This is a genomic window from Acidovorax sp. LjRoot118 (assembly GCF_964253575.1).
In the GTDB taxonomy this organism is placed as follows: Bacteria; Pseudomonadota; Gammaproteobacteria; order Burkholderiales; family Burkholderiaceae_C; genus Acidovorax.
Genome location: NZ_CAXURB020000001.1, coordinates 5086197 through 5105666, shown reverse-complemented (window position 1 = coordinate 5105666; position 19470 = coordinate 5086197). Strand labels below are relative to the sequence as shown.

20 protein-coding genes and 2 tRNA genes are annotated in these 19470 nt (G+C 63.5%); 13 read left to right on the top strand and 9 right to left on the bottom strand.

The window, feature by feature from the left end; all coding sequences use genetic code 11:
- The 4 genes from ACSQ9E_RS24010 (at position 1) to ACSQ9E_RS23995 (ending at position 2191) form a co-directional block, all read left to right on the top strand.
- On the top strand, positions 1-756 hold the full coding sequence (locus ACSQ9E_RS24010; RefSeq protein ID WP_057205004.1) for a cytochrome c1: 756 nt from the start codon (positions 1-3) through the stop codon (positions 754-756).
- A 104-nt stretch (positions 757-860) separates the two neighbouring features.
- Positions 861-1472 carry a glutathione S-transferase N-terminal domain-containing protein gene (locus tag ACSQ9E_RS24005; RefSeq protein ID WP_007854512.1) on the top strand — a complete coding sequence of 204 codons (612 nt, stop codon included), beginning with the start codon at positions 861-863 and terminating at the stop codon, positions 1470-1472.
- Between the two features lie 41 nt (positions 1473-1513).
- Positions 1514-2053 carry a ClpXP protease specificity-enhancing factor gene (locus ACSQ9E_RS24000; protein WP_057205238.1) on the top strand — a complete coding sequence of 180 codons (540 nt, stop codon included), beginning with the start codon at positions 1514-1516 and terminating at the stop codon, positions 2051-2053.
- A 62-nt stretch (positions 2054-2115) separates the two neighbouring features.
- A tRNA-Thr gene (locus tag ACSQ9E_RS23995) sits at positions 2116-2191 on the top strand.
- Positions 2192-2247: 56 nt separating this feature from the next.
- Here the strand turns inward: ACSQ9E_RS23995 and ACSQ9E_RS23990 are convergent.
- The gene (locus ACSQ9E_RS23990; protein WP_057205002.1) at positions 2248-2547 is read right to left on the bottom strand and encodes a hypothetical protein; all 300 of its coding nucleotides are present in this window, start codon (positions 2545-2547) and stop codon (positions 2248-2250) included.
- 32 nt (positions 2548-2579) lie between these two features.
- Between ACSQ9E_RS23990 and ACSQ9E_RS23985 the strand changes: the two genes are divergently transcribed.
- The 5 genes from ACSQ9E_RS23985 (at position 2580) to ACSQ9E_RS23965 (ending at position 9139) form a co-directional block, all read left to right on the top strand.
- Entirely contained in the window at positions 2580-3560 is a 981-nt protein-coding gene (locus ACSQ9E_RS23985) for a M23 family metallopeptidase (protein WP_436219379.1), read from the top strand.
- A gap of 139 nt (positions 3561-3699) precedes the next feature.
- A complete protein-coding gene (gene secA / locus ACSQ9E_RS23980; RefSeq protein ID WP_436219378.1) occupies positions 3700-6465 on the top strand; it encodes a preprotein translocase subunit SecA in 2766 nt (921 codons plus the stop codon).
- A gap of 101 nt (positions 6466-6566) precedes the next feature.
- Positions 6567-7796 carry a bifunctional glutamate N-acetyltransferase/amino-acid acetyltransferase ArgJ gene (argJ, locus tag ACSQ9E_RS23975; RefSeq protein WP_436219377.1) on the top strand — a complete coding sequence of 410 codons (1230 nt, stop codon included), beginning with the start codon at positions 6567-6569 and terminating at the stop codon, positions 7794-7796.
- 19 nt (positions 7797-7815) lie between these two features.
- A complete protein-coding gene (locus ACSQ9E_RS23970; protein ID WP_436219376.1) occupies positions 7816-8688 on the top strand; it encodes an ATP-binding protein in 873 nt (290 codons plus the stop codon).
- The gene (locus ACSQ9E_RS23965) at positions 8666-9139 is read left to right on the top strand and encodes an NUDIX domain-containing protein (RefSeq protein WP_436219375.1); all 474 of its coding nucleotides are present in this window, start codon (positions 8666-8668) and stop codon (positions 9137-9139) included. The genes ACSQ9E_RS23970 and ACSQ9E_RS23965 overlap by 23 nt, the downstream gene beginning before the upstream one ends.
- A 130-nt stretch (positions 9140-9269) precedes the next feature.
- Here ACSQ9E_RS23965 and ACSQ9E_RS23960 read toward each other — a convergent pair whose 3' ends face one another.
- From ACSQ9E_RS23960 to ACSQ9E_RS23925, 8 genes are all read right to left on the bottom strand, one after another.
- Positions 9270-9491, bottom strand: a complete 222-nt coding sequence (locus ACSQ9E_RS23960; protein ID WP_057265295.1) for a DNA gyrase inhibitor YacG — start codon at positions 9489-9491, stop codon at positions 9270-9272.
- Positions 9492-9505: 14 nt separating this feature from the next.
- Positions 9506-10261, bottom strand: a complete 756-nt coding sequence (gene zapD, locus ACSQ9E_RS23955; protein WP_436219374.1) for a cell division protein ZapD — start codon at positions 10259-10261, stop codon at positions 9506-9508.
- An 89-nt stretch (positions 10262-10350) separates the two neighbouring features.
- Positions 10351-10950, bottom strand: coding sequence for a dephospho-CoA kinase (gene coaE / locus ACSQ9E_RS23950; protein WP_057204988.1), 600 nt, complete (start codon positions 10948-10950; stop codon positions 10351-10353).
- A gap of 3 nt (positions 10951-10953) precedes the next feature.
- Positions 10954-11862, bottom strand: coding sequence for a prepilin peptidase (locus ACSQ9E_RS23945; protein ID WP_057204985.1), 909 nt, complete (start codon positions 11860-11862; stop codon positions 10954-10956).
- Positions 11862-13082, bottom strand: a complete 1221-nt coding sequence (locus ACSQ9E_RS23940; RefSeq protein ID WP_057204982.1) for a type II secretion system F family protein — start codon at positions 13080-13082, stop codon at positions 11862-11864. The genes ACSQ9E_RS23945 and ACSQ9E_RS23940 overlap by 1 nt, the downstream gene beginning before the upstream one ends.
- A 28-nt stretch (positions 13083-13110) precedes the next feature.
- Complete coding sequence (gene pilB, locus ACSQ9E_RS23935; protein ID WP_057204979.1) at positions 13111-14847, bottom strand: type IV-A pilus assembly ATPase PilB; 1737 nt, start codon at positions 14845-14847, stop codon at positions 13111-13113.
- Positions 14848-14976: 129 nt separating this feature from the next.
- A tRNA-Pro gene (locus ACSQ9E_RS23930) sits at positions 14977-15053 on the bottom strand.
- A gap of 50 nt (positions 15054-15103) precedes the next feature.
- On the bottom strand, positions 15104-16033 hold the full coding sequence (locus ACSQ9E_RS23925) for a polyprenyl synthetase family protein (protein ID WP_057205233.1): 930 nt from the start codon (positions 16031-16033) through the stop codon (positions 15104-15106).
- A gap of 226 nt (positions 16034-16259) precedes the next feature.
- Between ACSQ9E_RS23925 and rplU the strand changes: the two genes are divergently transcribed.
- The 4 genes from rplU to proB all read left to right on the top strand — a co-directional run bounded on the left by rplU (position 16260) and on the right by proB (position 19339).
- On the top strand, positions 16260-16571 hold the full coding sequence (gene rplU, locus ACSQ9E_RS23920) for a 50S ribosomal protein L21 (protein WP_024814187.1): 312 nt from the start codon (positions 16260-16262) through the stop codon (positions 16569-16571).
- Between the two features lie 15 nt (positions 16572-16586).
- A complete protein-coding gene (rpmA, locus tag ACSQ9E_RS23915) occupies positions 16587-16844 on the top strand; it encodes a 50S ribosomal protein L27 (RefSeq protein WP_007854552.1) in 258 nt (85 codons plus the stop codon).
- Positions 16845-17025: 181 nt separating this feature from the next.
- Complete coding sequence (cgtA, locus tag ACSQ9E_RS23910; RefSeq protein ID WP_436219373.1) at positions 17026-18096, top strand: Obg family GTPase CgtA; 1071 nt, start codon at positions 17026-17028, stop codon at positions 18094-18096.
- A 100-nt stretch (positions 18097-18196) separates the two neighbouring features.
- A complete protein-coding gene (gene proB, locus ACSQ9E_RS23905) occupies positions 18197-19339 on the top strand; it encodes a glutamate 5-kinase (RefSeq protein WP_436219372.1) in 1143 nt (380 codons plus the stop codon).
- The last annotated feature ends 131 nt before the right edge of the window (positions 19340-19470 follow it).

Sequence of the window (19470 nt, the reverse complement as noted above, 5' to 3'; positions counted from 1 at the left end):
ATGAAGAAACTCATTCTCACTCTGATCGCAGCCCTGGGCATTGTTTCGGGTGCGCAGGCCGCAGAAGGCGGCATTGCATGGGACAAGGCGCCCAACAAGACCAATGACCTCGCATCGCTGCAAAACGGTGCCAAGATCTTCGTCAATTACTGCCTGAGCTGCCATTCGGCGGCGTTCATGCGTTACAACCGCCTGCGCGACATCGGCCTGACCGAGCAGGAGATCAAGGACAACCTGTTGTTCGCGACCGACAAGGTCGGCGAGACCATGAAGGCGTCCATCGATCCCAAGCAGGCCAAGGAGTGGTTCGGCGCCAATCCGCCCGACCTGACCGTGATCGCGCGTTCGCGTGCCGGCCATGGCGGCACCGGTGCCGATTACCTGTACACCTTCCTGCGCACTTTCTACCGCGACGAGACCAAGGCCACGGGTTGGAACAACCTGGCTTTCCCGAGCGTCGGCATGCCCCACGTGCTGTGGGAAATGCAGGGCGACCGCCGCCCGGTCTTCGAGGAGCACGAAAGCCATGGCCACAAGACCCAGGTCTTCAAGGGCTGGCAGCAGGTGACCCCTGGAACGGTGACGCCTTTGCAGTTCGAACAGAATATCGGCGATCTCGTGAACTACCTGCAATGGATGGGTGAGCCCGCGCAGAACACACGCATCCGTGTCGGTGTCTGGGTGCTGCTCTTCCTGGGTGTGTTCACGGTCATTGCCTGGAGACTGAACGCGTCGTTCTGGAAAGACGTCAAATAACACGCCAGATCCATATGCCCCACCCCTTTGCCGGGATGGGGCGGGGTCTTTACAGAGTGGGTGCTTTTAGCCCCCACTCTTTTGATTTTTAGGAGCCTCCCACCATGATGGTGCTTTACTCGGGAACGACCTGTCCCTTCTCCCACCGCTGCCGCTTTGTCCTGTTCGAAAAGGGCATGGACTTCGAAATCCGCGATGTGGACCTGTACAACAAGCCCGAAGACATCAGCGTGATGAACCCCTACGGCCAGGTGCCCATCCTGGTCGAGCGCGACCTGATCCTGTACGAGTCGAACATCATCAACGAGTACATCGACGAGCGCTTCCCGCACCCGCAGCTGATGCCCGGCGACCCGGTGGACCGTGCCCGCGTGCGCCTGTTCCTGCTCAACTTCGAGAAGGAACTGTTCGTGCACGTGAACATCCTGGAGTCGCGTGCGACCAAGGGCAACGAGAAGGCGCTGGAAAAGGCGCGGGCCCACATCCGCGACCGCCTGACGCAGCTGGCCCCCGTGTTCCTCAAGAACAAGTACATGCTGGGCGACAACTTCTCCATGCTGGACGTGGCCATTGCCCCGCTGCTGTGGCGCCTGGACTACTATGGCATCGACCTGAGCAAGAATGCCGCCCCGCTGCTCAAGTACGCCGAGCGCATCTTCTCGCGCCCTGCCTACATCGAAGCGCTGACGCCCTCCGAAAAGGTCATGCGCAAGTAATGCGCGTGCGTCCCTAGCCTGTCTCTGATCGCCATTTGCCCATGAATGCCACGGAATCCACGTCCACACGCCCCTACCTGATCCGCGCCCTCTATGAGTGGTGCACGGACAATGGGCTCACGCCCTACGTGGCGGTGCGCGTGGACGATTCCGTGCAGGTGCCGCGCGAGTATGTGAACGATGGCGAGATCGTGCTGAACATCAGTTACGACGCCACCAGCTCGCTGCAGCTGGGCAATGACTTCATCGAGTTCAAGGCCCGTTTTGGCGGCAAGCCGCGCGAGATCCTGGTGCCTGTGGGTCGGGTGATCGCGATCTATGCCCGCGAGAACGGGCAGGGCATGGCGTTTCCCCCGCCGGTGGACAACCTGGCGGGCGGTGCCCAGCCACAGATCCTGCCGTCCTCGGCTCCCGCCGAGCTGTCCCAGGTGCCGATGGCCGTGCCGTCGGCGTCGCCTGCGGACGACCGGGTGGTGCATCTGGTGCCAGGGGAGTCCCCAGCCGCCGATGGTGGAGACGGCAACCCGCCGCGTCCTTCGCCTGCTGGCGGTGGCCGCCCCGCGCTCAAGCGGGTGAAATAAGCCAGCGCACACCTTCCCGGTTCATTTTTCGGGTTGTTTTTGCAGGATAAAATCCAGCCTTCGCCGGTTTAGCTCAGTTGGTAGAGCACCCGCCTTGTAAGCGGTAGGTCATCAGTTCGATTCCGATAACCGGCACCATCTTTCGCCTCTTTTTTCGTCCATTCGCTGCACCTGGCAGGCCTATCGCCTGTTTTTCAGGTTTGAACTTTCAGCCGAATGGAGTTAACCTCCCACCCCCGGCTGCGCAAGTGCGCCTGCAATGCAGGCAGCAGTTGCCGGATCTTGGCCGCGGCGGCATTGCTCTTGACCAGCAGGCACCAGGTGGACCCATCGATGGGCCCTGCCTGGACGGACTGGCGCAGGCCGGCAGGTATCAACAATTCAATGGCCTTGAGCCGTTCGCTGGAGTCGCGTGTCAATGCGGTGAGCATGTGCAGCGTGGGAGATTCCGCGCTGGCTTGCTGCAGGGTGACGGCGTGGTGGCGGCGGGTCATGGGGATGCGCCGGTGGGCGTGGAGATGTCGTAGTGCACCTGATTATCACGGACGCCCGTTTGGCGCGCAGCCGCGCCATTCACCTTTCCGGGGTTCGCCTTCTGCTGGCGGGCCTGGTTCTTTCCCTCGGACTCATGGTGACGGCCGCCGGCCTGTACCACTGGGTCTTCCTCAAGGGCGCGCGCGAGGGCTGGCCGGTGTTCGGCGCCCTGGTGCGCCTGGTGGTGAAGGATGAATTCGCCGAGCGCGACCGCTTCATGCGCGCCAACCTGGATGCCATGGCGCGGCGGGTCGGCGAAATGCAGGCGCGCATGGTGCAACTGGAGTCCCTGGGCGAGCGCGTGCTGGGCCTGGCAGGCATGCCGGCCACCGAGTTGCGCAGCGACGGGCGTGGCGGTGCGCTGGTGAGCGCCCACAACATGAGCATGGAAGAGCTGCAGGCCACGCTCGATGACCTGGAGCGCCTGACCAACCAGCGCGTGGATCTGATGACGGTGATGGAGTCGCGCCTGTTCGACCAGCACATCCGCAAGAAGATGGTTCCCACGCATGCGCCTGTGGCCGGCAAGGCGCCGGGGTCGTCCTTTGGCTGGCGCATCGACCCCATTACCGGGCAGTCGGCACTGCACACGGGGCTGGACTTCCAGGCCGACACGGGGACGGCCATCCTGGCCGCTGCCGGCGGTGTGGTCGTGACGCAGGAATACCATCCGGCCTACGGCAACATGATCGAGGTGGACCATGGCAACCAGTTGGTGACGCGCTATGCCCACGCCTCTCGTACCCTGGTGAAACAAGGGGACATCGTGCGGCGTGGCCAGAAGATTGCCGAGGTGGGCACCACCGGGCGTTCCACGGGTCCGCACCTGCACTTTGAAGTGCTGGTGCAAGGGGTTTTCCAGGACCCGCAGAGGTTTCTCAGTGCCGGCAGCGCCGTCGCGGGAGGCCAGGTTGCCACGGCGCAAAGGCCGGGCCTGGTGGCTGCTTCCGGCAGCCCTGCGGCAGGCAGGTAAAATCGCGGGTCCGGCGTTCGCAGCCCACGGTAGTGCAGTCCTTGCAATACCCGGCGGCGGACCCACCTGATCACAATTCATCTTAGGGGTTTCGGTCGCTTTGCGCGCTGATTGCAGCGGGTGAGGCGGTCCTGTTCGCATGGCCACCAACTTCCTTACCAAAATATTCGGCAGCCGCAATGACCGGCTTCTCAAGCAATACCGCAAGACGGTGACTCACATCAATGCGATGGAGCCCGACTACGAGAAGCTGACGGACGAGCAGCTCCGCGCCAAAACGCAGGAGTTCAAGGACCGGGTGGCCAAGGGCGAGTCGCTGGACGACATCTTGCCCGAGGCGTTTGCGGTGGTGCGCGAAGGCTCCAAGCGCATCATGAAGATGCGCCACTTCGACGTGCAACTGCTGGGCGGCATGGCGCTGCACTTCGGCAAGATCGCCGAAATGCGCACCGGTGAAGGCAAGACCCTGACCGCCACGCTGCCGGTGTACCTGAACGCGCTGTCCGACAAGGGCGTTCACGTGGTGACCGTGAACGACTACCTGGCCAACCGCGATGCGCAGTGGATGGGCCGTCTGTACAACTTCCTGGGCCTGTCGGTGGGTATCAACCTGCCCAACATGCCCCGTGAGGAAAAGCAGGCTGCCTACCGCTCGGACATCACCTACGGCACGAACAACGAATACGGCTTCGACTACCTGCGCGACAACATGGTCTACGAGGCCGCAGACCGCGTGCAGCAGGGCCTGAATTTCGCCATCGTCGACGAGGTGGACTCGATCCTGATCGACGAGGCGCGCACGCCCCTGATCATCAGCGGCCAGGCCGAGGACCACACGGCCATGTACATCGCCATGAACAAGGTGGTGCCGCTGTTGATCCGCCAGGAAGGCGAAGCCGATGCCCGCACTGGCGAGGGCGTGACCAAGCCGGGCGACTTCACGCTCGACGAGAAGACCCACCAGGTGTTCCTGACCGAGCAGGGCCACGAGAGCGCCGAGCGCATCCTGGCCAGCCACGGCCTGATTGCCGAAGGCGCCTCGGTGTACGACCCGGCCAACATCACGCTGATGCACCACCTGTACGCAGCACTGCGTGCCAACCACCTGTACCACCGCGACCAGCACTATGTGGTGCAAAACGGTGAGATCGTGATCGTGGACGAGTTCACCGGCCGCCTGATGTCGGGCCGCCGCTGGAGCGAAGGCCTGCACCAGGCCGTGGAAGCCAAGGAAGGCGTGAACATCCAGGCCGAGAACCAGACGCTGGCCTCGATCACCTTCCAGAACTACTTCCGCCTGTACAACAAGCTCGCGGGCATGACCGGTACGGCCGACACCGAAGCCTACGAGTTCCAGGAAATCTACGGCCTGGAAACCACGGTGATCCCGCCGAACCGCCCGAGCCGCCGCGACGACCAGCTCGACCGCGTGTACAAGACCACGCGCGAAAAGTACGAAGCCGCCATCAAGGACATCCGCGAATGCCACGAGCGTGGCCAGCCGGTGCTGGTGGGCACGACGTCGATCGAGAACTCCGAAATCATCGACCAGTTGCTCAACAAGGAAGGCCTGCCGCACCAGGTGCTCAACGCCAAGCAGCATGCTCGTGAGGCCGACATCGTGGCCCAGGCCGGGCGTGCCGGCATGATCACCATCGCCACCAACATGGCAGGGCGCGGTACCGACATCGTGCTGGGCGGCAACATCGAAAAGCTGATCGCCGAGGTCGAAGCCGACGAGTCGCTGGACGCAGCCGGGCGCGAAGCCCGCATCGCCCAGGTGCGCGCCGACTGGTCCGTGGACCACGAGAAAATCAGGGCCCTGGGCGGCCTGCGCATCATCGCCACCGAGCGCCATGAGTCGCGCCGCATCGACAACCAGTTGCGTGGCCGTTCGGGCCGCCAGGGCGACCCTGGTTCCTCGCGCTTTTATCTGAGCCTGGACGATTCGCTGATGCGCATCTTCGCGGGCGACCGCGTCAAGGCCATCATGGACCGCCTGAAGATGCCCGATGGCGAGGCCATCGAGGCGGGCATCGTGACCCGCAGCATCGAGTCGGCCCAGCGCAAGGTGGAGGCCCGCAACTTCGACATCCGCAAGCAATTGCTGGAATACGACGATGTGGCCAACGACCAGCGCAAGGTGATCTACCAGCAGCGCAACGACATCCTCGATGCTTCCGAGCTGTCGGACGTGATTGCCGCCATGCGCGACGATTGCATGACCGACCTGGTGCGCCAGTACGTGCCGGCCGAATCCGTGGAAGAGCAGTGGGACCTCCCCACGCTGCAGAAGGTGCTGGCCGACGAGTGGCATGTCGATATCGACCTCAAGGCACTGGTGGAAGGCTCGAGCGCGATCACCGACGACGAGATCCTGGAAAAGGTCGTGCAGGCTGCCCAGGCCGCGTTCGACGCCAAGGTGGAGCAGGTCGGCCGCGAGAACTTCACGCAGTTCGAACGCGTGGTGCTGCTGCAGAACTTCGACTCCAACTGGCGCGACCACCTGAGCTCGCTCGATTACCTGCGCCAGGGCATCCACCTGCGCGGCTACGCGCAAAAGCAGCCCAAGCAGGAATACAAGCGCGAAGCTTTCGAGCTGTTCCGCCAGTTGATCGATCAGGTCAAGAACGAAGTCACCAAGGTGCTGATGACCGTGCAGGTGCAGTCGCAAGCCCAGCTGGACCAGGCCGCCCAGGACATGGAAAGCCGTGCTGAAAGCATTGCCAATGTGACCTACACGGCGCCCACCGAAACCGGCGATGTGGAAACCACGTTGGAGCAGCGCCAGGCCGCAGGTGCCCAGGAGTTGCCTTTGCCCGAAGGCATGCGCGTGTCGCGCAACGACCCCTGCCCTTGCGGCAGCGGCAAAAAATACAAGGCATGCCACGGCAAGCTGGCTTGATCTTCTGACGATTGCAACACGGGCTTCGGCCCGTGTTTTCATTGGCGCGCCACGGTTTTCCGCATAATCGGACGCAGTTTTTCACGAAAGAGCCTCCTCCCATGCCTGTCCATCTTCTTGCCCCCGTTGCCGCCGATCTGCATGCGATTGCCGGTGTCCGCATTGGTGTCGCCGAAGCCGGTGTCCGCAAGGCCCACCGCAAGGACCTCACCGTGTTCCTGCTCGACGAGGGCGCCAGCGTGGCGGGCGTGTTCACGCAGAACCGCTTTTGCGCGGCGCCGGTGCAGGTCGGGCGCGAGCACCTGGCCGGCGGGCAGGGCATCCGCGCGATGGTGATCAACACCGGCAATGCCAACGCCGGCACCGGTGCCGACGGTCTTGCGCGTGCGCGTGCCACCTGCGTGGCCATGGCGCGCCAGCTGGACGTGGCGCCCGAACAGGTGCTGCCGTTCTCCACCGGCGTGATCATGGAGTCCTTGCCCGTTGACCGCATCGAGGCCGGCCTGCCCGCTGCCATTGCCGATGCGCAGCCCGACCACTGGGCGCGCGCCGCTGAAGGCATCATGACCACCGACTCGCTGCCCAAGGCTTTTTCGGCCCAGGTGCAGATTGCGGGCACGACGGTGTCCATCACCGGCATCAGCAAGGGCGCCGGCATGATCCGCCCGAACATGGCGACCATGCTGGGTTTCATGGCCACGGATGCCTGCGTGCACCCCTCGGTGATGCAGCAGCTGGCGCGCGAGCTGGCCGATGGGTCGTTCAACCGCGTGACCATCGACGGCGATACCTCGACCAACGATTCCTTTGTGGTCGTGGCCACGAACAAGGCGGCGCACGCTCCGATCACCGATCTGGCCAGTGCCGAAGGCAAGTCCCTGCAGGCAGCCATGCTGCAGGTGGCGCAGAAGCTGGCCCAGGCCATCGTGCGCGATGGCGAAGGCGCCACCAAGTTCATCACCGTGCGCGTCGAAGGCGGCAAGACCGGCGACGAGTGCCGCAAGGTGGCCTACGCCATCGCCCATTCGCCCCTGGTCAAGACGGCTTTCTTCGCCAGCGACCCGAACCTGGGCCGCATCCTGGCGGCCGTGGGCTACGCCGGCATTGACGACCTGGACCAGACCGGGATCGATTTGTACCTGGACGACGTGCACGTGGCCGTGAAGGGCGGGCGCAACCCGGCCTACCGCGAGGAAGACGGCCAGCGCGTGATGAAGCAAAGTGAGATCACCGTGCGCGTGGTGCTGGGCCGGGGTGATGCGGCCGACACCGTGTGGACCTGCGATTTCAGCCACGAGTACGTGACCATCAACGCGGATTACCGCTCCTGAACACGCGAGCCTCTGGCACATGAACCAAGCACTGGAACACCTGATCGCGCGCGCGGAGCAACTGATCACCCGCATCGAGGCGGCCTTGCCGCAGCCGCTGTCCGCGCCGGACTGGACGGCCTCGATCGCCTGGCGCTACCGCAAGCGCAGCAGCGGCCATGGCACGCTGGAGCCCGTGCGCCATGTGGCGGCCATGGCCCTCAGCGAGCTCAAGGAGATCGATGGTCAAAAGGACAAGATCGAGCGCAACACGCGCCAGTTCGTGCAGGGCAAGCCGGCCAACAACGTGCTGCTCACGGGCGCGCGTGGCACGGGCAAGTCCTCGCTGATCAAGGCCTGCCTGAATGCCTACGCGCCGCAGGGCCTGCGCCTGATCGAGGTGGACAAGGCCGACCTGACAGACCTGCCCGACATCGTGGACGTGGTCTCGGCACGGCCCGAGAAGTTCATCGTCTTCTGCGATGACCTGAGCTTTGAAGAGGGCGAACCGGGCTACAAGGCGCTCAAGTCCATCCTCGATGGATCGGTGGCCGCAGCCACGCCGAACGTGCTGATCTATGCCACCAGCAACCGCCGCCACCTGCTGCCCGAGTACATGACCGAGAACCTGACCTATACGCACAGTGAGGACGGCGAGGTACACCCCGGCGAGGTGGTCGAGGAAAAGATCTCGCTGTCGGAACGCTTTGGCCTGTGGGTGAGCTTCTACCCGTTCAGCCAGGACGAGTACCTGGCCATCGTGGCACAGTGGCTCTCGTCGCTGGGCGTGGATGCCCCGGAGATTGCAGCGGCATGCCCCCAGGCCCTGGTGTGGGCGCTGGAGCGGGGCTCGCGCAGCGGCCGCGTGGCCTACCAGTTCGCACGCGATTATGCGGGGCGCCAGGGTGGCTGAGTTCGTGGTTGGCGAGGCGGCGGTGCGCAAGCACACCGAGGTGGCGGTGGGCATCCTGGTGCGCCCGGACGGCGCGCTGCTGTTGTCCACCCGCCCACCAGGCAAGCCCTATGCGGGCTACTGGGAGTTTCCAGGCGGCAAGCTGGAAGCCGGCGAGACGGTGGAGCAGGCACTGCGGCGCGAGCTGGTCGAGGAGCTGGGCGTGAGCATCGGGCCCGCTGAGGTCTGGAAGGTCACCGAGCACGACTACCCGCACGCGCTGGTGCGGCTGCACTGGTGCAAGGTGTACGCATGGACCGGGGAATTCGAGATGCGCGAAGGCCAGGAGATGGCCTGGCAGCAGTTGCCCCTGGAGGTCAGCCCCGTGTTGCCAGGGGCCTACCCGGTGCTGCAATGGCTGTCCGAGGAGCGCGGCCTGGCGTTCGCGGCGCCGGAGCTTCCAAAAGCCTGAAGCCGAGGGCCCCTACCTGCTGCCCATACGGATTTGCCTTCAGCCGTATAACGAGGCGGGAAGCCGCAGACAGTGCTGTAGCACGGCAAGGCGGACCAACGAAGTTAGACGGCTGAAGGCAAATCCGTATTCAGTGCTGTAGCTTGGGGTCGCCGTACTGCGCGTCTGCTGGCGGCGCTTCGGCGGGCATGCGGAAGTCTTCGCTGGCCCAGGCGCCCAGGTCCACCTGCTTGCAGCGTTCGCTGCAGAACGGCCGGTAGGCGTTGGCGGGGCTGTAGATGCTGTCGCCCCCGCAGGTGGGGCAGACAACGATGCGGGCAGCGGTGCTGCCAGGGGGGGTTTTGGGGGCCATGGTGGGCGTCTCCTTCACGCGCACAGGGTCAGTTCAAACGCGGCATCCTCCGCGCAGGAATGCAGGCGGCCATCGGCCTCCTGGCGCATGAGCCGCACTGAGACGATCAGGCGGTTGCCGCTGATCTCGGGAATGAGCCCCAGCGATGGGTCCATGCGCAAGCGCAGCAACTGGAAGGTGCGACCCTGGGGCAGGTTCTGCTGGAACTGGCCGCGCTCGGCGGCCACCTTCTGCGGCACGCCCGAGTCGCGCAGCAGCTTGAGCAGCACGTAGATGGATTCGGCCATGGGCGCGAGGGTGGAGGCCCATTCCTGCAAGGCGTTCTGGCGGTAGGCCACGTCCCGGTGCTGCCAGGCGTAGTAGGCAGGCAGATCGAACCCGCAGGTTCCGCCCGGAATCCCGACGCGGCTGCGGATGCTCATCAGCCAGTCGTTCTCGGTGAGGGCATGGCCTGACTTGCCGTTCTGGGTGTTCAGGGCGGTGAAGCAGTGGTCGAGCTGCGCGATCACGGCGTCCAGCGCCGCCTCGGAGATGGAGGGGTTGCCGCGGTAGCCGTCGAGCTGGTGCTTGTGCTTTTCGATGTCCTTGAGCACGTCCGACTTCAGGTCGGCCCGGGCGGCCACATCCATGATTTCGAAGATCGTGACCAGCGCAAAATGGTGGTCCAGGGCGTGGGAGCGCGGGATCAGTTCGCCGAGCCGGCGAAACAGCTGCTCCAGACGCAGGTACGTTCTGAGGCGCTCGTTGAAAGGGTATTCGTAAAGGATCACGCTGGCGGGTTCCCGGGGCTCTCAGGGGTATTCTGTGGCACCGTTGGCGTGCACCCTGCAGAAACAGGGCGCAACAGGCTGCGCGTGCATCATAGCCCGAACAGCTGCCCAAGCTGCGCGGCCTGGGCCTGCAATTGCGTCAATGTGCAGTGCGGGCCGTTGAACACCACGGTATCGGCCGCTGCGCGGCGCACCGGACGGCTCGCCTGGTGGGAGAGGATGGCCTGCACGGCCTCCCTGGTGAGGCCGCTGCGCTGCGCCACGCGCTCGATCTGGGTTTCGGGAGGGCAGTCGATCACCACCACGGCATCAAGCTGCCGGGCCCAGCGCCCCGACTCCACCAGCAAGGGGATGTCGTGCACGATCAGCCGCTTGCCGTCCTGCAGGGCCTGGCGGGCTTCGTCGGCGCTGCGTTGGGTCACCAGGGGGTGCACGATGGATTCCAGGCGCACCCGTGAATCGCTGTCCGAGAAGGCCAGGGCGCGCATGCGTGCCCTGTCGAGCGCTCCGTCCGCATCGACATAGTCGGCGCCGAACGCCTGCCGGATCGCTTCGATGGCCGCACCGCCGGGCCCTGTGACTCTGCGCGCAATCTGGTCGGCATCGATCAGTGCTGCGCCCAGGGCGGCCAGCAGCTGGCCGAAGGTACTCTTGCCGCTGCCGATGCCCCCGGTCAGACCGATGCGCATGGGCTACAGCCCCATCAGGCCCAGCACCGCCTGGAAGACGGCGTCGGGGGTGAACACCATGGACACCAGGCCCGCGCCGACCAGGAAGGGGCCGAAAGGAATGTAGCCACCTTCGCGCAACCGGTTTCTGAATTTCATGAACAGGCCCACGATGGCGCCGATCACCGAGGCCATGAGGATGATGGGCACCAGGGCCTGCCAGCCAAACCAGGCGCCGAGCGCGGCGAACAGCTTGAAGTCGCCATAGCCCATGCCTTCCTTGCCGGTGACGAGCTTGAAGCCCCAGTAGACGAGCCACAGGGACAGATAGCCGGCAGCAGCACCTGCCACCGAGGCAGCAGGCGGTATGCCTGTCCACCCCACAGTGGAGGCAATCAGTCCAGCCCAGAGCAAGGGCAGGGTGATGTCATCGGGCAACAGGGTCGTATCCCAGTCGATCAGGGCAAGCGCCACCATGGCAGCGGCAAAGACACACCAGACCAGGGTCGGAGCCGACAACCCTCCCCAGTGGCCCAGGAAGGCAAACAGGGCTGCGGTGCCAAGTTCCACCAAGGGGTAGCGCACACTGATGTGAGCCCCGCACGAAGAGCATTTGCCGCGCAGGAACAGATAGCTCAGAACGGGAATGTTTTCGTACCACCGGACCATGTGCCCACAGGTTTGGCAGCGTGACCGGGGAACCATGAGATTGAATGGCTCTGCTGCGGGTGGCTGATGTCCTTCGACGGCTCTTTCCGCCTCGCTGCCAGGTGCCTGCCGCGCCGTCTGCTCTGCGGCGTATGCGGCCACTTCAGCATCCCACTGCCGCTCCATCATCTTGGGCAACCGGTAGATCACCACATTCAGGAAACTGCCGATCAACAAGCCCAGGACGCCGACCAACGCGGCGCTCCACCATGGATCCAGAAGCATTAAACGACCTGGCCGAGCTTGAAGATGGGCAGGTACATCGACACCACGATCCCGCCAATCAGTGTGCCCAGGAACACGATGATGATGGGCTCCATCAGGCTGGAAAGGCCGGCGACCATTTCATCCACTTCGGCTTCGTAGAAATCGGCGGCCTTGCCCAGCATGTGATCGATGGAGCCGGACTCTTCACCAATCGCGCACATCTGGATCACCATTGATGGAAAGATGTTGGCGTTGCCCATGGCTGCCGTGAGGCTGGTGCCGGTCGAAACTTCCTGCTGAATCTTTTCGGTGGCTACAGCGTAGACCGAGTTGCCCGAGGCGCCGCCGACGGAGTCAAGCGCTTCGACTAGCGGAACACCGGCGGCAAACATGGTGGCCAACGTCCGCGTCCAGCGGGCTACGCAGGACTTGTCAATCAACGCGCCAAAAATAGGTATCTTCAGCAGGGCGCGGTCCATGAACTTCTGCATCTTTTCGTTACGGCGCCATGCCTCCATGAAGAAATAGAAGCCGCCGCCAATAACCCCGAAGATCAGCCACCACCATTTGACAAAGACGTCGCTGATGGCCATCACGATGAGTGTGGGTGCCGGTAGCTCAGCCCCAAAGGATGAAAAGACTTCCTTGAATGCTGGGATTACAAAAATCATGATTACAGTCACCACGACAAAGGCGACGATCAGCACGGAAATCGGATACATCAATGCCGACTTGATCTTGGACTTGATGGCCTCCGTCTTTTCCATGTAGGTCGCCAAGCGATCCAGCAGCGCTTCCAGAATACCGGCGGCCTCACCGGCTTCCACCAGGTTGCAGTACAGGGTGTCGAAGTACAGGGGATGCTTGCGAAACGCTGCATTCAGCGACGTCCCTGTTTCCACATCGGTGCGGATGTCGTTGAGCAGCTTGGTGACGCTGGCATTGGTATTACCGCGGCCGACGATGTCGAACGATTGCAGCAGGGGCACGCCGGCCTTCATCATGGTGGCCAACTGGCGCGTGAACAGGGCGATGTCCTTGGGCTTGATCCTCTTGCCCGACTTCATCCGCCGTTTCTTGATCTTGGTCGGGAACACGCCCTGGCGGCGCAGCGTGGCCTGGACCTGGTTTTCGCCGCCCGCACGGATTTCGCCGCGCACGATCTTGCCGGCGCGGTCCTTGCCTTCCCACTCGAAGACGAAGTCCTTGATGTCCTTCGCTGCTGCTGCTGTCGCCATGGTATTCCCCGTCGCTATTCTGTAATGTTTATTCGTTGGTCACGGCCAACACCTCTTCAAGAGAGGTCTGCCCCAGCTTGGCCTTGTAAAGGGCTGCATCGCGCAGGGATCGCACCCCCTCCGACCGGGCCTGTTCGGCGATTTCCAGCGCACTGCCGTCGCGCAGGATGATGCGCTGGATTTCCTCGGTGATGGGCATCACCTGGTAGACCCCGACGCGGCCTTTGTATCCGTTGTTGCAGGCAGAGCAACCCACCGGACGGTAGGGGACCCAGGATCCATCCAGCTCTTCCTCGGAGTAGCCCGCATCCACAAGCGCCTCATGAGGAATGTCTGCAGGCACCTTGCACACGGGGCACAGTCGCCGTGCCAATCGCTGCGCAGTAATCAGGATCACGCTGGACGCGATATTGAAAGGTGCGATGCCCATGTTGCGCATGCGCGTGAGCGTCGTGGGGGCATCGTTGGTGTGCAGCGTGGACAGCACCAAGTGACCCGTCTGGGCCGCCTTGATCGAGATATCGGCTGTTTCCAGATCGCGGATTTCCCCCACCATGATGATGTCTGGATCCTGGCGCAGAAAGGACTTGAGCGCCACGGCAAAGGTCAGCCCGGCCTTGTCGTTGACGTTGACCTGGTTCACACCGGGCAGGTTGATTTCCGAGGGGTCTTCTGCCGTGGCGATGTTCACCCCCGGCTTGTTCAGCAGGTTCAGGCAGGTGTAGAGCGACACCGTCTTGCCCGAGCCGGTGGGACCGGTCACCAGAATCATGCCGTAAGGGCGGCTGATCGCGTCCATCAGGCGCGCCTTTTCTTCGGGTTCATAGCCCAGTGCGTCGATGCCCAATTTGGCGCTGGAGGGATCGAGAATACGGATCACGATCTTTTCGCCAAACAGTGTGGGCAGGGTGCTCACCCGAAAATCGATCACCCGGTCGGGGCCGATTTTCAGTTTCATCTTTCCGTCCTGCGGCACGCGCTTTTCGGAAATATCCATGCGCGAGATCACCTTGATGCGCGAGGCCAGCTTGTCCTTGATGGCAATCGGAGGCGATGTGATTTCGCGCAATTCACCGTCAATGCGAAATCGCACGCGGTACTGGTGCTCATAGGGTTCAAAATGCAGATCGGATGCCCGCATATTGAAGGCATCGAGCAACATCTTGTGCAGGAATTTGACAACCGGGGCATCCTCGACGTCGGAGGCGCCTGCATCGGCTGGATCTGCCGCTTCTTCGATGGGGACATCGTCGAACTCAAAATCGCCCCCGCTGGTCATGCTCTCCATCGACTCACTGGTCGATTTGGTGCTGCTTTCTACCAGTCGATTCAGTTTGTCATATTCGGCAATAATCCAGTCCACCCCCATCTGGGTCGTGAACTTGATTTTCTCGGCGGCTTCCTGGTCCGTGGGATCGGCCGTTGCAACGATCAGGCGGTTGTTGCGCTTGCTCAGCACCACCACCCGGTAGGACTGGCAGATTTTGGCGTCCAGCAGGTCCTTGGGCAGCCGCAGAGGGTCGATGGCTTCCAGGTCCAGCAACGGGGCGCCGAATACGGCCGATACCGTGTGGGCCAGGTCCGTCGCGGACACCACCCCCGAACCTGTCAATTCCGCAATAAAACTGGTGCGGCTGACTTGTGACTTTTTGTAAATATCTTCGGCTGCCTTTTGGGTCAGCTTTCCCGCAGACATCAACGCCCGCCCCAAGCCCGGAAGGGCTATTGCAGGTGTTTCTTTCTGAGCAGTATCTACAGCAGCCATGTAACCGGTAATGTGTTAAGGGTGGACAACGAGCCATCCTATCATCGCCTATTGGCATTGACCTGTACAGCGCTGCATATTGGCGCTGGCACCACACCTTGAGCGTGATTTTGTGCAGGCAGGAAGATGTGGTCGGGGTGAGAGGATTCGAACCTCCGGCCTCTACGTCCCGAACGTAGCGCTCTACCAGGCTAAGCTACACCCCGCATGGCGCCCGCAAGAGGCGCCGGGACCGCACGCTGCATGAGGGTGTGGCCTATGCGCGACGGTCCAGCAATTGCGATGCCAAGTGTAGCAAGCCGGCGGTGAAATCGTTGTCGGGCAAGGTCTTCAGGGCGGCGATGGCCCGGTGGGCTTCCGAGACGGCTGCGGCGCGGGTAACTTCCAGTGCGCCGGTTTCCCGGACGATGGCGACAATGGCTGGCAACTGCTCGGTGGACCCTTGCTCGATGGCTTCCCGGATGATGGTGGCCTGGGCGCTGGTGCCGCGCTGCATGGCCGCGATCAGAGGCAGGGTGGATTTGCCTTCGCGCAGGTCGTCACCGAGGTTTTTCCCCATCTCGCTGGCATCGCCATCGTAGTCGAGCACGTCGTCGATGATCTGGAACGCCGTGCCCAGCGCCTGGCCGTACATGGCGCAGGCTTCTTCGAGTTCGGGCGGGCTACCCGCCAGGATGGCGCCCAGCCGGGCGCTGGCCTCGAAGAGCTTGGCAGTCTTGGAGCGGATCACGCGCAGGTAGCCCTCTTCATCCAGCGAGGCGTCGTGCATGTTCATCAGCTGCTGCACTTCGCCCTCGGCGATCACGTTGGTGGCCTCCGAGAGGATCTCCATGACACGCATGCTGCCGGTTTCCACCATCATCTGGAAGGAGCGCGTGTGCAGGAAGTCGCCCACGAGCACGCTGGCCGGGTTGCCGAAGGCCTCGTTGGCCGTCGCGCGGCCGCGCCGCAGGGTGGATGCGTCCACTACGTCGTCATGCAGCAGCGTGGCGGTGTGGATCAGTTCCACCACGGCGGCCAGGCCAAAGCGATGCGCGCCGCGGTAGCCGAGGGCGCCACAGACCAGCAGCAGCAGCGCAGGGCGCAGACGCTTGCCGCCCGCCGCGATGATGTACTGCGAGATCTGCGCGACCAGGGGGACGGAGGAAGTGAGGCGTGCTGCAATCACCCGGTCCACCTCGTGCATGTCGGCGGCGATGAGCGTGAGTGCGGGCGTGGCGGCTGTTTGGGAATGGTCAGTCAAGATAGGAGCGCTCAGAGTGCAGCGGATTATAGGAACGGCCATGGCCTTCCCGTCCTGGCGATGTGCTGCGTACGGTGCAGATGTCGCTGGCTTGCTACGATCCATGGGCTATGCTAAACTAGCTGGCTCTGCAGAAATTCGTCTGCGGAACTCATATCAAGAGGTCAACATGTACGCGGTCATAAAAACCGGCGGCAAGCAGTATCGCGTTGCTTCCGGCGAAAAAATTAAAGTAGAACAGATTGCTGCGGACGTAGGCCAGGAAATTGTGATCGACCAGGTTCTGGCTGTCGGCAACGGCGCTGAACTGAAGGTGGGTACGCCCCTGGTGTCCGGTGCAACGGTCAAAGCCACTGTCGTGGCGCACGGCAAGCACGACAAAGTGCACATCTTCAAGATGCGCCGTCGCAAGCACTATCAGAAACGTCAAGGTCACCGTCAGCAGTTCACCGAACTGCAAATCGGCGTGATCGCTGCTTAACAGGGAGCTGATGTCATGGCACAGAAAAAAGGCGGCGGCTCTACGCGAAACGGACGTGACTCCAAGCCAAAGATGCTGGGTGTCAAGGCGTTCGGTGGTGAACTGATCAGTGCTGGCTCCATCATCGTGCGCCAGCGCGGTACCCGTTTCCACCCCGGTACCAACGTGGGCGTGGGCAAGGACCACACCCTGTTCGCATTGGTGGACGGCCACGTGTCGTTCGGCACCAAGGGTGCCCTGTCCAAGTCGACGGTCAATGTGACGGCCGCCTGAGGGTTTTCACCCCGGCAGCAAACGAAGCCCCGCCTGGTCGGGGCTTTGTTGTTTGGACAGCCTGGTACTTCCTGCCGGCGCGTCCTGTCGGCGTATTGCACGCCCCTCGAAATGAGCAAAGCCCTGCTGCTCCTTCACCGGTGATTTTCTTGCGCAGCGCTCTTTTGTAAACTGGATACCCATGAAGTTCGTCGATGAAGCCTATATTGACATTGCCGCCGGTGATGGTGGCAATGGCTGCGTGTCGTTCCGGCACGAAAAATACAAGGAGTTCGGCGGTCCCAATGGGGGCGATGGCGGCCGGGGCGGGCATGTGTTTGCCGTAGCCGACCCGAACCTGAACACCCTGGTCGATTTCCGCTACTCGCGCCGGCACGAGGCCAAGCGCGGCGAGCATGGCATGGGCTCCGACATGTTCGGCGCCGCTGGCTCGGACATCACGCTCAAGGTGCCCGTGGGCACCATCTTCACCGACGCCGAAACCGGCGAGGTGCTGTATGAGCTGCTCACCCCGGGCGAGGTGGTCACCATTGCCAAGGGCGGCGATGGCGGCTTCGGCAACATGCGCTTCAAGAGCGCCATCAACCGTGCGCCGCGCCAGAAGACGCCCGGCTGGCCCGGCGAGAAGAAGAACCTCAAGCTCGAACTCAAGGTGCTGGCCGACGTGGGTCTGCTGGGCATGCCCAATGCAGGCAAGTCCACCTTCATCGCCGCCGTGTCCAATGCGCGGCCCAAGATCGCGGACTACCCTTTCACGACCTTGCACCCCAACCTGGGCGTGGTGCGCGTGGCTCCCGAGCAGAGCTTCGTGATCGCCGACATCCCTGGCCTGATCGAGGGTGCCTCCGAAGGCGCGGGCCTGGGCCACCAGTTCCTGCGTCACCTGCAGCGCACCCGCCTGCTGCTGCACATCGTGGATCTGGCGCCGTTCGACGACGCGGTCGACCCGGTGGCGCAGGCCAAGGCCATCGTGGGCGAGCTCAAGAAGTACGACCAGCAACTGCACGACAAACCGCGCTGGCTGGTGCTCAACAAGCTGGACATGGTGCCGGCCGAAGCGCGCGAGGCGCGCGTGAAGGATTTCGTCAAGCGCTTCAAGTGGAAGGGCCCGGTGTTCCAGATCTCCGCGCTCACCCGCGAAGGCTGCGAGCCGCTGATCCATGCCATCTACCGGCATGTGCAGACGCAACAGCGCGTGGAAAACACGCCCGAGGAAATCGATCCGCGCTTTGCGGGCGATGCGCCCGACTGAAAAACCGGGCAGCACAGGCCCATGACCATGGGCCTGTACAGAACAATGCAGTGATGGCAGCCATCCTGGCCGCCCAGCGACAGAGGCAAAAGAAGCAAAAATGGTTTCCAGTGTGCTGCGGGATGCCCGCCGAATCGTCGTCAAGGTAGGCTCCAGCCTGGTCACCAACGAAGGCCGCGGCCTGGATGAGGCGGCCATCGGCGAGTGGAGCCGGCAACTCGCTGCGCTGGTGCGCGGCGAGGGCGGTGGGGTGCCGCGCGAGGTGATCATGGTCTCCAGCGGCGCGATTGCCGAGGGCATGAAGCGCCTGGGCTGGACCACCCGCCCGCATGAAGTGCATGAGTTGCAGGCTGCCGCCGCCGTCGGCCAGATGGGCCTGGCCCAGATGTACGAGACCAAGCTGCGCGAGCAGGGCATGGGCAGTGCCCAGGTGCTGCTCACCCATGCCGACCTGGCCGACCGTGAGCGCTACCTGAACGCGCGTTCCACCCTGCTCACCCTGCTGCGCCTGGGCGTGGTGCCGGTGATCAACGAGAACGATACAGTCGTCAACGACGAAATCAAGTTCGGCGACAACGACACCCTGGGGGCGCTGGTTGCCAACCTGGTGGAGGCCGACGCCCTTGTCATCCTCACCGACCAGAAGGGCCTGTACACGGCCGACCCGCGCCGTGACCCCGCCGCACAATTCGTGCACGAGGCCAAGGCCGGAGACCCCGCGCTTGAAGCCATGGCCGGCGGCGCCGGCTCCAGCATCGGCAAGGGCGGCATGATCACCAAGATCCTGGCGGCCAAGCGCGCGGCCGGCTCGGGCGCCTCCACCGTCATCGCCTGGGGGCGCGAGCAGGAAGTGCTCGTGCGCCTGGTCAAGGGCGAGGCCCTGGGCACCCTGCTGGTGGCGCAGACGCAGAAAAAGCAGGCCCGCAAGCAGTGGATGGCCGACCACCTGCAACTGCGCGGTGCCGTGCTGGTCGATGCCGGCGCCGCTGCCAAGGTGCGCGACGAAGGCAAGAGCCTGCTGCCCATCGGCATGACGGCCGTCGAGGGAGATTTCTCGCGCGGCGACGTGATCGCCGTGCGCGACCTGGCTGGCGTGGAGATCGCCCGGGGCCTGGCCAACTATGCCAGCGCCGAGGCCCGCCTGCTGTGCCGCAAGTCTTCCTCAGAGTTCGAACGCCTGCTCGGCTACGTGGCCGAGGCCGAGATGGTGCACCGCGACAACATGGTGCTGACAATCAAGTAGGCGGTCAGTAGGCGATCCACAGCCTGCCAGGGCAATTCTGGTCAGAAAAATGTCCCGGTCGGGGCGTATCTCCCGCCAGTACGCTCGGCTGCATGGGGCAGACACCCGGTATGGCTGCCTCGGGCGCGGAG

Bases quoted from the DNA above. Each gene is read 5' to 3' on its own strand.
- ACSQ9E_RS24010 (WP_057205004.1), top strand. From the start codon at position 1: ATGAAGAAACTCATTCTCACTCTGATCGCAGCCCTGGGCATTGTTTCG.
- ACSQ9E_RS24005 (WP_007854512.1), top strand. From the start codon at position 861: ATGATGGTGCTTTACTCGGGAACGACCTGTCCCTTCTCCCACCGCTGC.
- ACSQ9E_RS24000 (WP_057205238.1), top strand. From the start codon at position 1,514: ATGAATGCCACGGAATCCACGTCCACACGCCCCTACCTGATCCGCGCC.
- ACSQ9E_RS23990 (WP_057205002.1), bottom strand. From the start codon at position 2,547: ATGACCCGCCGCCACCACGCCGTCACCCTGCAGCAAGCCAGCGCGGAA.
- secA (WP_436219378.1), top strand. From the start codon at position 3,700: ATGGCCACCAACTTCCTTACCAAAATATTCGGCAGCCGCAATGACCGG.
- argJ (WP_436219377.1), top strand. From the start codon at position 6,567: ATGCCTGTCCATCTTCTTGCCCCCGTTGCCGCCGATCTGCATGCGATT.
- ACSQ9E_RS23970 (WP_436219376.1), top strand. From the start codon at position 7,816: ATGAACCAAGCACTGGAACACCTGATCGCGCGCGCGGAGCAACTGATC.
- ACSQ9E_RS23965 (WP_436219375.1), top strand. From the start codon at position 8,666: ATGCGGGGCGCCAGGGTGGCTGAGTTCGTGGTTGGCGAGGCGGCGGTG.
- ACSQ9E_RS23960 (WP_057265295.1), bottom strand. From the start codon at position 9,491: ATGGCCCCCAAAACCCCCCCTGGCAGCACCGCTGCCCGCATCGTTGTC.
- coaE (WP_057204988.1), bottom strand. From the start codon at position 10,950: ATGCGCATCGGTCTGACCGGGGGCATCGGCAGCGGCAAGAGTACCTTC.
- ACSQ9E_RS23945 (WP_057204985.1), bottom strand. From the start codon at position 11,862: ATGCTTCTGGATCCATGGTGGAGCGCCGCGTTGGTCGGCGTCCTGGGC.
- ACSQ9E_RS23940 (WP_057204982.1), bottom strand. From the start codon at position 13,082: ATGGCGACAGCAGCAGCAGCGAAGGACATCAAGGACTTCGTCTTCGAG.
- pilB (WP_057204979.1), bottom strand. From the start codon at position 14,847: ATGGCTGCTGTAGATACTGCTCAGAAAGAAACACCTGCAATAGCCCTT.
- ACSQ9E_RS23925 (WP_057205233.1), bottom strand. From the start codon at position 16,033: ATGCACGAGGTGGACCGGGTGATTGCAGCACGCCTCACTTCCTCCGTC.
- rplU (WP_024814187.1), top strand. From the start codon at position 16,260: ATGTACGCGGTCATAAAAACCGGCGGCAAGCAGTATCGCGTTGCTTCC.
- rpmA (WP_007854552.1), top strand. From the start codon at position 16,587: ATGGCACAGAAAAAAGGCGGCGGCTCTACGCGAAACGGACGTGACTCC.
- cgtA (WP_436219373.1), top strand. From the start codon at position 17,026: ATGAAGTTCGTCGATGAAGCCTATATTGACATTGCCGCCGGTGATGGT.
- proB (WP_436219372.1), top strand. From the start codon at position 18,197: ATGGTTTCCAGTGTGCTGCGGGATGCCCGCCGAATCGTCGTCAAGGTA.